The 10,240-nt window shown below is 35.3% G+C and carries 12 protein-coding genes and 1 tRNA gene; 10 read left to right on the forward strand and 3 right to left on the reverse strand.

Annotation, left to right across the window (positions count from 1 at the left end):
* The 3 genes from AOG55_RS00750 to AOG55_RS00760 all read left to right on the forward strand — a co-directional run.
* Window positions 1–520, forward strand: a 520-nt coding sequence (locus AOG55_RS00750; protein WP_055040760.1) for a helix-turn-helix domain-containing protein, incomplete at its 5' end; no start/stop codon positions are given.
* Complete coding sequence (rhaD, locus tag AOG55_RS00755; protein ID WP_055040761.1) at window positions 517–1,278, forward strand: L-rhamnose 1-dehydrogenase; 762 nt, start codon at window positions 517–519, stop codon at window positions 1,276–1,278. The genes AOG55_RS00750 and rhaD, both read left to right, overlap by 4 nt.
* A gap of 68 nt (window positions 1,279–1,346) precedes the next feature.
* Window positions 1,347–2,474 (forward strand): enolase C-terminal domain-like protein, encoded by a 1,128-nt coding sequence (locus AOG55_RS00760; RefSeq protein ID WP_055040762.1) that lies wholly within the window; start codon window positions 1,347–1,349, stop codon window positions 2,472–2,474.
* An 83-nt stretch (window positions 2,475–2,557) separates the two neighbouring features.
* Here AOG55_RS00760 and AOG55_RS00765 read toward each other — a convergent pair.
* A tRNA-Thr gene (locus tag AOG55_RS00765) sits at window positions 2,558–2,631 on the reverse strand.
* A gap of 94 nt (window positions 2,632–2,725) precedes the next feature.
* Between AOG55_RS00765 and AOG55_RS00770 the strand changes: the two genes are divergently transcribed.
* The 6 genes from AOG55_RS00770 (at window position 2,726) to AOG55_RS00795 (ending at window position 7,446) form a co-directional block, all read left to right on the forward strand.
* Window positions 2,726–4,813, forward strand: coding sequence for a minichromosome maintenance protein MCM (locus AOG55_RS00770; RefSeq protein WP_055040763.1), 2,088 nt, complete (start codon window positions 2,726–2,728; stop codon window positions 4,811–4,813).
* Window positions 4,810–5,112: a DUF424 domain-containing protein gene (locus tag AOG55_RS00775; protein ID WP_231563423.1), complete on the forward strand. Its 303-nt coding sequence runs from the start codon at window positions 4,810–4,812 to the stop codon at window positions 5,110–5,112. Before AOG55_RS00770 ends, AOG55_RS00775 begins: the two co-directional genes overlap by 4 nt.
* Before the next feature lie 63 nt (window positions 5,113–5,175).
* Window positions 5,176–5,655, forward strand: coding sequence for a 30S ribosomal protein S13 (locus tag AOG55_RS00780; RefSeq protein ID WP_048101694.1), 480 nt, complete (start codon window positions 5,176–5,178; stop codon window positions 5,653–5,655).
* Between the two features lie 10 nt (window positions 5,656–5,665).
* Window positions 5,666–6,256, forward strand: a complete 591-nt coding sequence (locus AOG55_RS00785; protein ID WP_048101693.1) for a 30S ribosomal protein S4 — start codon at window positions 5,666–5,668, stop codon at window positions 6,254–6,256.
* A complete protein-coding gene (locus AOG55_RS00790; RefSeq protein ID WP_048101692.1) occupies window positions 6,249–6,632 on the forward strand; it encodes a 30S ribosomal protein S11 in 384 nt (127 codons plus the stop codon). Before AOG55_RS00785 ends, AOG55_RS00790 begins: the two co-directional genes overlap by 8 nt.
* 1 nt (window position 6,633) lies before the next feature.
* The gene (locus AOG55_RS00795) at window positions 6,634–7,446 is read left to right on the forward strand and encodes a DNA-directed RNA polymerase subunit D (protein ID WP_048101836.1); all 813 of its coding nucleotides are present in this window, start codon (window positions 6,634–6,636) and stop codon (window positions 7,444–7,446) included.
* On the opposite strand, the gene AOG55_RS00800 is transcribed toward AOG55_RS00795, so the two are convergent.
* Window positions 7,438–7,785, reverse strand: a complete 348-nt coding sequence (locus AOG55_RS00800) for a winged helix-turn-helix transcriptional regulator (protein WP_048101691.1) — start codon at window positions 7,783–7,785, stop codon at window positions 7,438–7,440. The genes AOG55_RS00795 and AOG55_RS00800 overlap by 9 nt on opposite strands.
* Window positions 7,786–7,797: 12 nt before the next feature.
* On the reverse strand, window positions 7,798–8,733 hold the full coding sequence (locus tag AOG55_RS00805; protein WP_048101690.1) for an ROK family protein: 936 nt from the start codon (window positions 8,731–8,733) through the stop codon (window positions 7,798–7,800).
* A gap of 93 nt (window positions 8,734–8,826) precedes the next feature.
* Between AOG55_RS00805 and aspS the strand changes: the two genes are divergently transcribed.
* The gene (aspS, locus tag AOG55_RS00810; protein WP_054964042.1) at window positions 8,827–10,113 is read left to right on the forward strand and encodes an aspartate--tRNA(Asn) ligase; all 1,287 of its coding nucleotides are present in this window, start codon (window positions 8,827–8,829) and stop codon (window positions 10,111–10,113) included.
* Window positions 10,114–10,240 lie beyond the last annotated feature (127 nt).

The following is a 10,240-nucleotide window of genomic DNA, read 5'->3' on the forward strand; positions in this document are numbered from 1 at the left end:
TTTATTTAAAAAATCTAAAATAATAAAGGAAATATTGTATATTTCTATAGTGGACCGGCGCAAAAATTTGTATGAGATAGCATTTAAAGAGAGGTATGAAAACATGGTTTCATCAGTATTATATGAGCATAATGCACTTGAACATAATGATCTTATAAACAATAATATGGAATATATAACAGCTTTAATTCCTGGCGAGGATGTAAAGGACTTAAAAAATGATTTATCCGATCTTGGTGAACTAGAATCATTTACCGCAAAAAGTAAAGTATGTGGAGATTCAAAATCATTATTTAGTTTAACAGACCAGGAAGCCTTAACAATATATACTGCGTATATAAATGATTATTTTAATATACCAAGGAAAAAATATCTTAGAGAATTGTCGGAAGTAACAGGATTGTCAAAATCGACATTGGAGGAGTACATAAGGAAGGCAACATATAAAATAATTAAGGACTGGATTTATCAAAATGAATATTTTTTAATTGACAAATTTGGTAAAAGGGTGATAAAATGAATTTCCATGGAAAAAACGCTATTGTTACAGGCGGATCAAGGGGTATAGGAAATGCAATAGCCAAAGCCCTGGCAGATAATGGTGCCAATGTTATGATAACATATGCACATAATGATTCGGCTGCAGAGGAAACTGTTAATTATATAAAGAGTAAAGATGTTAATGGATATAAATATAAAATAGACCAGTCAAAAATCGAGGATATTAAAAATTTTATAGACTATGTTAAATCAAGATTTGAAAATGTTGACATACTTATTAATAACGCAGGCATATGCCCATTTATGAATTTTTTTGATATAGATATAGCAACATTTGAAAAGGTGTGGAAAACCAATGTTGAGAGTCATTTTTTTATAACACAGGGCATATCAAAAATAATGATTGAAAAAAATATAAGGGGAAAAATACTGTTTATGAGCTCAATAAGCGCAATAGTTGGCGGTGAATTTCAGGCACATTATACAACAACTAAATCAGCACTAAACGGATTAATGCATTCACTTGCAATAATACTTGGTGAGCACGGAATAATGGTGAATTCACTAGAACCGGGAACAATATTAACAGATATAAACTCAGAGGATTTGTCAAATATTGAAAAAAGAAATTATATGGAAAAAAGAATACCATTAAAAAGGCTTGGAAAGCCGGAGGATATAGCGGGTCCGGCACTCTTCCTTGTATCCGATGAAAATACATACATAAATGGCTCCGAGCTTCTTGTTGACGGTGGAATGCTTGTTAATTTACAGTAATATTTTTAAAATATAATATGAACATATACGGATGAATATTTAATAATTATTATAAATTTATTAACAATATGAAAATAGAGCATATTAAAATAGTAAAAAAAGAAGATGTAAAGCAGCCATTATATAGATATGTAAAGCCAACAGATTATTATCTTAGTATTCTGGGTGAAACAACACCAACAGAGGCTGCAATGATAAATAATGTATATACACTGGAAATGAAGGCCGGTGAATATTATTCATATTATAATACAACAGATGAGGTTTCAAATTTTGTTATTGAGTTAGCAAAAAAAATAAAGAATTTTGACATAGCAGAAATAAACATGGTATGGGATTTGTTATACAGATTATCACTTCCACTTGGTAGATCAGGAATAATGATGCATGCCATCAGTGCCATAAATATAATGATGTATGATTTATATTCTAAATATCTGAATATACCGGTATATCAACTCATTGGTGGGAAAACAAGAAAAAGAATAAGGGCATATGCATCACATTTACATCCAACCAATATAAATAAGCTTCAGGAGGAAGCCATGGAATACGTAAAGGATGGATATAAATCTATGAAGATGAGATTTATAGCAGGGCCATCGGATATTAACGGTATAGAAAAAAATATAGAGCTTGTAAAGGCAATAAGGGATGCGGTTGGATACAATATAGAGCTGGCAGGTGATGCGTGGATGTCATGGAATTATAATTTTTCATTGAAAATGTTAAAAAAGCTTGAAAAATATGAAATGTCCTGGGTTGAGGAGCCATTACTTCCTGATGATTTTGAATCCATGAAATTATTGTCAGAAAAAACAGATATACCCATTGCTGAGGGTGAGCATCATTATTATTTATATGATGTTAAACATCTACTTGATTCTGGAATAAGAATAATACAATGTGATTCTGTATGGGCAGGCGGAATAACATCAATGAAAAAAATAGCCGCACTTGCAGAATCATACGGTGCTGTGGTTATACCGCATACAGGAAATGTATATAATTTAAATTTTATAATTTCTGAGCCTGAAAGTGTTACACCCATGGCTGAATTTTTAACAAAATACCGTGAATGGATGGAACAGAACATGTCAGGAATACCATTCCCTAAAAATGGATATTTTGAACTTTCTGAAAATCCTGGATTTGGTATAATATACAGTGGGGAAATTACCAACAAAATACAATAATTTAAATTTTTATTAAATAATTTTCTATACTGATATTTTAACCTATAAAAATAATAAAAATTAACAATTTTCAAAATTGAAAGAGCCGCCGACGGGATTCGGTCCCGCGACCTCGTGCTTACCAAGCACGCGCTCTACCAGGCTGAGCTACGACGGCAGTACTGGTTAATCCCAAATCAATATAAATTATTTTTCAATTATCACATCTGGTTAAAAAAATCATTAAATACTTATAAATAATATTTATCTTTGTGATAAACCCTGATATAGAAACAGATAAAATAAAGAGATACTGGCAGGATTTCTTTGACCAGTATGATTATAATGACCAAATAAATAACCTAAGGTCAATATATCCAGATGAAAAATCACTTTACATTTCATATAATGATATAACCGGCTTTGATGAAACCTTCGCCCAAAGCCTGATGGAGGATCCCACACTTTATTTTTCAATTGGTGAGGAATACATAAGAGATACCATAGGGTTGTATAACAACAGAATTAAAAGAATAGATATACGGTTAACAGACGTTCCTGATATAACCGGCATTAAATATGAAATAAGGAATGTAAGAAGCTGCAATGTAGGTACATTTATTTCAATAAGTGGCATAATAAGAAAAAACACAGAGGTTCTTCCCAGGCTTGAAAGGGCAGCATTCAAATGCCCGGCATGTGGCGAACTTACCTATGTTAATGAGGACTATCAGAGACTGGTTGAACCATCCTCATGCCAGCATTGCGGATACAACAAGGGCAAGTTAAAGTTAATTCCGGAGGAATCAGAATTTGTTGATACACAAAAACTTGAGATACAGGAGAATCCAGATAACATTGATGGTACATCCCAGCCCCAAAGAATAACTGTAATAATGGAGGACGATATTGCAGGCAAGGTATTTCCAGGAGACCGGGTTACAATATATGGTATACTCAAGGCCGATCAAAAACATATAGGAACAATAATGCTAACAGAGTTCAATATATATTTATATGCAAACAATTATAAAAAAGAAACGAAGGATTTTGAGGATATAAAAATTAATGAGGATGATGAAAAACAGATAAGGGAACTTGCAAAGGACCCAAACATAATAAAAAGGTTATCAAAATCCATTGCCCCCTCAATTTATGGTCTTGAAATAATTAAAACTGCACTGGTGCTTCAGCTTTTTGGTGGGGAAAGAAAGGTTATGAAGGACGGGACCAAAATCAGGGGTGATATACATATATTAATGGTTGGGGACCCTGGAACTGCAAAATCGCAGCTATTGAGATATATGACAATGATCTCACCAAGAAGTGTATTTGCATTTGGAAAGGGTTCAAGTGCTGCAGGTTTAACTGCCGCTGCCGTCAGGGACGATTTTGGTGAGGGTAGATGGACTCTTGAGGCTGGCGCTCTTGTTCTGGCTGATAATGGTTTTGTCGCCATAGATGAACTGGATAAGATGGATGACAGGGATACAGCATCAATGCATGAGGCAATGGAACAGCAGTCAGTGACCATATCAAAGGCAGGTATTATGGCAACGCTAAAATCAAGGTGTTCTATTCTTGCAGCTGCAAATCCAAAGTTCGGACGTTATGACCCCCTAAAAAGTATTACTGAACAGATTGACTTTCCACCGCCATTATTATCCAGATTTGATATAATTTTTAAGTTAATAGATACACCAAATAGGGAAATGGATGGAAAACTGGCAGAACATATACTCATGACACACAGACTTGGTGAGATATATAAGGGCCTTGAAAACAATAATGTGGATATAAAAATACCTGACGAGGAAAATTTTATACCCGAAATAGACAAGGATCTTATAAGAAAATATGTTTCATATGCAAAAAATCACGTTTTCCCCAGATTAAGCAATGAGGCAATTGATATACTTAGGGAAGAATATATTAAAACCAGAAGCTCTGGTGGTGATTCAATACCGATTACAGCAAGGCAGCTGGAATCCACAATTAGACTGGCAGAGGCCGCTGCCAAGGCAAGATTATCTCCAATTGTAACAGCAGAAGATGCATTACTGGCGAAAAGCATAGTGGATTATTACCTTAGGGAGGTATCTTCCATGAATGGCAAGGTGGACATAGATATATTGAACAGCGGTATAAGTTCCAGGCAGAGAAGTGAGCTTGAAATAGTTCTTGGTGTAATTAAAGAATTAAAGGAGGCAAAAAATCGTGCCCCTGAAGTTAAGGAGGTTCTTGATGAGCTTCAGGCCAGGGGCATAAGCCGGGAGCGTGCAGAATCAGATATAGAAAAATTAAATTCCATGGGTGAAATATACCGCCCATCAGATAAAAGAATAGATGTGTTGAAATGAATAATATTAATATGAAAATAGTTAATATTAATGGAGAGGTCGTTCTGGCAGCTGCGGATAGCGAATTAATAAACAGGGATCTAAGGGAAGGAAAGCTTCATTTAAAGGTAAAGCAGGATTTCTATGGTGATATGCGGGTTTCTGAGGATACTTTTTTATCATCCCTCTCCATATGCACGATTGCAAACTTGGTCGGAGAAAGGGTTGTGAGTGCAGCAATTAATGCAAATTACATAGACCCCGAGAACGTTATACGTATTAATGGCGTGCCACATGCACAGCTTGCCAAAATAGATTAATAATGATAAAGAATATATATACTGAAATAATAAGGAATAACTTACGTTAAACAGGATGATAAAATGGCAGAAGATAACAATAATGAGAATTTTCAGTATATAGTTAGGATCGCTAACCGTGATATTAAAGGAGAGAGAAAATTTGAGCTTGCACTTGCAGATATTAAGGGAATAGGATACAGGCAGGCAAAAATTATAGCAGCAAAATTTAATATAGACCCATCTGTAAGAATAGGCGATTTATCAGAGGATAAAATTCTTGAAATAAGGAAATATGTTGAAAATAAAGAATATGCAGATATGCCTGTATGGCTTTTAAACCATAGAAAGGATATAACCACGGGCAAGGATTTTAACCTGCTATCCAATGACCTTGACCTCCAGGTTAATGATGATATCAATTTAATGAAGAAAATGAGGTCATACCGTGGTATAAGACATGAGCAGGGTCATAAGGTCAGGGGACAGAGAACAAGATCAAATGGTAGAAAGGGTTTATCAATAGGAGTGGTTAGAAAGAAGGAGGAACCAGGAAAGAAATAAGGTGTTATTTATGGGAGATCAGAAATTTCAGAGGAAAAGTTATTCAACCCCGAGACATCCATGGGAGAAGGAAAGAATTGATTATGAACGTGAGCTTCTGATTAAATATGGCTTGAAAAATAAACGTGAGTTATGGAAGGCTGAGGCCATACTTAATAATTTTAGAACACAGGCAAGGAGCCTTCAGGCAAAAATAAGGTACAGCGACCCACTGGCCCAGAAACAGTTACAGCAGCTGCTTGCGAAATTAAGCCGGTTAAATATATTAACAGAAAACGCAACACTGGATGATATTCTGGCACTCTCGCTTGAGGACATTTTAGATAGAAGGCTTCAGACAATAGTTTATCAGAAAAATTTTGCATCAACAATGAAACAGGCAAGGCAGTTAATAGTTCATGGGCATATAACTGTAAATGGTCGTGTCACAACAATTCCAAGCATGTTTGTTCAAAAAGGTTTTGAGGATAATATAGCATACAGTGAGAAATCACCATTTGCGGATGAAAACCATCCCATAAGGCTTGCCATTGCAGGGGCCGTTAAAGAGGAACAGGAAGAAGATAAAAAGGAAAATGTAAAGGAGGAAGAAGATGAATAAGACTGGAATAGCCCATATTTATGCATCACAAAATAATACATTAATACTTGTAACAGATCAGACAGGATCAGAAACAATAGCAAAATCAACCGGTGGAATGGTGGTTAAAAATGACAGGGATGAATCAAGTCCTTACGCTGCCATGAAGGCGGCAGATATTATATCTGAAAAGCTCCGTGAAAAGGAGATAACTGATTTAATTATAAGGGTTAGAGCTCCGGGCGGCAGCAAATCTAGAATTCCTGGCCCAGGAGCACAGTCTGCCATAAGGGCATTGTCCAGGGCAGGTTTTAAAATTTTAAGAATTGAGGAGGTTACACCCATACCCCATGATGGCACCAAAAAGAAAGGGGGCAAGAGAGGAAGGAGAGTATAAAATGCTTAAAATTATTGAATTAAAAGATAATTTTATCCGTTTTGAGATTGATGGTATTACTCCGGGAATAGCCAATTCTTTAAGAAGAACATTGATTAATGATATACCAAAACTTGCAATAGAAAATGTTGTTTTTCATCATGGAGAGATAAGGGATAAGGACGGAAACGTCTATGATTCCTCATTACCATTATTCGATGAGATGATTGCGTCCCGGCTTGGCTTAATTCCATTAAAAACAGATCTAAAACTTAATTTCAGGGATGAATGTTCATGCGGTGGGACTGGTTGCGATTTATGCACAGTTACATATTCCATTAATAAACTCGGCCCCGGGGATGTTTATTCATCAGATATTATGCCTGTAAACCGCCCTGACCTCACACCAACTGATCCCATGATCCCCATTGTAAAATTAAAAAAGGACCAGGCAATTCTGGTAACATGTGAGGCCATACTGGGACGTGGTAAGGAACATGCAAAATGGCAGGTAACCTCAGGGGTTTCATATAAATATCACAGAACATTCACCATCAATAAATCCGAATTTAATAAATGGACATATTATAAAGAAAAATGCCCAAAATCCGTGGTCAGCGAGACTGATGATCAAATTGTATTTAGCGATGACACTCCATGCAGATTTCTTTCACAGTTATTTGAGGAAGACCATGTGAAGATTGATGAGGATGATACCAGATTTATCTTCAAATTTGAAACAGATGGGTCATTAAAGGCCATAGATGTCCTTGATTATGCAATTAAAAGGCTGGAGGATCGCTTTAACACCCTAATGGAAAGCCTTTCAGATTAATTGATCATACTGCATTTTCCTGAATAAAGGAAGTATTAACCTTAATATTTCATTGCCCCTGTCTGTAAGCTCGTATGTTATATTCCCATAACTTTTTCTTTCTATAATACCAAATTTTGTAAGCTGTTTAATTCTCAGTGATATTAATGTTTTATCGGACCCTGGCAGATCATTAACAATTTTATTGAAATTTTGATTTTTTAATTTATTATTGGCAAGGAGCGTCATGATCATAATGGTATATTTTTTCCCGAGAAGCCTGAAAAGCTCTATTGAATTGTCTATGCATACCAACTCATCATTAAATTTTACCATGCAGTATTTTTGCCTCCCATCCATAGTTATACAATATCAATATTTATATAAACATATTGCTATGGAAGCCAGATCAGGACCATTTTCCAGCGCCTGATAAATTTTAACATCCCGTTTTAATGATTTCATCTCCTCATCAACGGCCATCTTTAATGGGGTGAAAAGGTCCTCACCCTCCTTGCTTATGCCCCCTCCAATGAATATTGCCTCTGGATCAAGAATATTTATAATATTTACAATACCCACAGCCAGATAATATATTGTTTCCTCAACTATTAGCTGTGCAAGCATATCGCCCTCTTTCTTTGCGTCAAACACAGCCTTTGCATTAATAAATTCAGGTCTGAGTTTTGATAGTATTGTGGAGTCATTTAATCCATGAACATCCTCCAGCACCCTTGCCCTTATACCATTCCCACCTGCCAGTGTTTCAAAGCAGCCGCGCCGGCCGCATCCACATATTGGGCCGTTTGCCACCATAACCATATGTCCAATTTCGCCTGCCATGCCATGGGACCCGCGGTAGAGTTTACCATTAATAAATATCCCACCTCCAATACCTGTGCTTAATGTTATATAAACAAAATTATTGTATTTTTTTGCCCCGCCAAATATTTTCTCAGCTATTGTGCTGGCCGATGCATCATTTTCAAGCCTTACTGTAACACCAAAGTGCTTTTCAAGCCCCTCTGTAATATTATAATTTTTTAGGCCAAGGATATTCGGGGATGATACAATTAAACCACTTTTTGAATCAACAATACCTGCAAAAATTATTCCAATCATATCCGGTTTATTCAATTTATTTCTTGATAGAAGCTCCTCGCCCATATCTATAAGCTGCTGCGAAAGTCCGTTTTTACCATACTGTTTTGTTGTTTTTCTCTTTATGGAATCTATTATTTCACCATTTTCATTGCCAATAATGGCTGAAACCTTCGTACCACCAACATCATAGCCAAGTATAATCATAATATCATAAGATTATTTTAAAAATAAATATAAATCTAATTGAAACACTGGAAAAAGTTAAAAATTTAATAAATAGATAAATATAAACCTCTAATGAGAACGTACATTAATAATATAAATAATCTAGAAGATGGTTCTATAATAGAAATCGATGGATGGGTTCAGGAAATACGGAAAATAAAAAAGCTTCTTTTCCTAATAGTTAGGGATAATACAGGGTCTGTCCAGGTGACAGTTAAGGATAATATGGTAAAAAATTATGATTCCATTTATAATATTTCCAGGGAGTCTGTTATTAAAGTATCTGGTAAATTAAACAAAAAAAGCATTAGCAAATCGGGTGTGGAAATTCTTGCAAATGAAATTATAATATTAAATACGGCAGAGACCCCACTTCCAATGGGCGTTATTGATCTTGTTGATGTTGATTTCGATACAAGACTAAATAATAGATTCATTGATTTAAGAAAGCCTGAAAATCTTATTATATTCAAATTTGAAAGCGAGCTTCTTTTTGGCATCAGAGAATATATGAACAAAAATAATTTTATTGAGGTTCACACACCCAAAATTGTTGCGGCTGCAACAGAGGGTGGTGCTGACCTGTTCCCTGTTCAGTATTTTGAAAAACGTGCATATTTAAATCAGTCGCCACAGTTATATAAGGAAATATTAATGAGTTCTGGTTTTGACCGTGTTTTTGAGGTTGGTCCAGCCTTCAGGGCAGAAAAAGAGAACACTGTAAGGCACCTAAATGAGTTTACATCCATAGATATTGAAATGAGCTTTTCTGATGATGAAACAGTCATGAGGATGCTGGAAAACGCCATAGCATATTCCGTTAACCGCGCCGACTCCATTCTTGGCAAGGAATTAAAAGGTCTTGGTTATTCCATTGAGGAGGTAAGGCCACCATTTCCACGTATAGAATACTCAGAGCTTATTAATTATCTGAATGACAATGGCTTTAAATTAAACTTTGGTGATGATTTTTCCCCGGAGGCCATGAAATTTGTCTCTAAAAAATATAATGGTTTCTATTTTATAACAAAATGGCCAAAGGATTTAAGGCCTTTTTATACTATGCCTGATGATACCAATAGAAATGTTACAAGATCCTTCGATTTACAGTTACGTGATATTGAGGTATGCTCAGGTGCACAAAGAATTCATGATTATAACATGCTTGAGAACAGTTTTAATGAAAAAGGATTAAACAAAAATAATTTCGAATTTTACATAAAAGCTTTTAAATATGGCATGCCACCACACGCTGGATGGGGCCTTGGCCTTGAAAGGCTTGTAATGAACCTCTTAAATTTAAGCAATGTGCGTGAATCAACCTTATTTCCTAGGGATAGATCTAGACTTTCTCCCTGATTTTTTGTTATCACTCCATATTGTTTTTTCTAATTCATCATAGCTGGCTGTTTCGTCTTCTAGTTCTTCTTCAAATTTCTTCTTATATAAAGCCATATTGAAGACCAAATAATATATTTACAAACTA

Source organism: Acidiplasma cupricumulans (genome assembly GCF_001402935.1).
Lineage (GTDB): Archaea > Thermoplasmatota > Thermoplasmata > Thermoplasmatales > Thermoplasmataceae > Acidiplasma > Acidiplasma aeolicum.

What these genes read in the sequence shown, in the direction of transcription:
- AOG55_RS00790 (WP_048101692.1), top strand. Translation starts at nt 6,249, where the DNA reads ATGAATAAGACTGGAATAGCCCATATTTATGCATCACAAAATAATACA.
- AOG55_RS00805 (WP_048101690.1), bottom strand. Translation starts at nt 8,733, where the DNA reads ATGATTATACTTGGCTATGATGTTGGTGGTACGAAGGTTTCAGCCATT.
- AOG55_RS00780 (WP_048101694.1), top strand. Translation starts at nt 5,176, where the DNA reads ATGGCAGAAGATAACAATAATGAGAATTTTCAGTATATAGTTAGGATC.
- aspS (WP_054964042.1), top strand. Translation starts at nt 8,827, where the DNA reads ATGAGAACGTACATTAATAATATAAATAATCTAGAAGATGGTTCTATA.
- AOG55_RS00785 (WP_048101693.1), top strand. Translation starts at nt 5,666, where the DNA reads ATGGGAGATCAGAAATTTCAGAGGAAAAGTTATTCAACCCCGAGACAT.
- AOG55_RS00775 (WP_231563423.1), top strand. Translation starts at nt 4,810, where the DNA reads ATGAATAATATTAATATGAAAATAGTTAATATTAATGGAGAGGTCGTT.
- rhaD (WP_055040761.1), top strand. Translation starts at nt 517, where the DNA reads ATGAATTTCCATGGAAAAAACGCTATTGTTACAGGCGGATCAAGGGGT.
- AOG55_RS00760 (WP_055040762.1), top strand. Translation starts at nt 1,347, where the DNA reads ATGAAAATAGAGCATATTAAAATAGTAAAAAAAGAAGATGTAAAGCAG.
- AOG55_RS00795 (WP_048101836.1), top strand. Translation starts at nt 6,634, where the DNA reads ATGCTTAAAATTATTGAATTAAAAGATAATTTTATCCGTTTTGAGATT.
- AOG55_RS00800 (WP_048101691.1), bottom strand. Translation starts at nt 7,785, where the DNA reads ATGGATGGGAGGCAAAAATACTGCATGGTAAAATTTAATGATGAGTTG.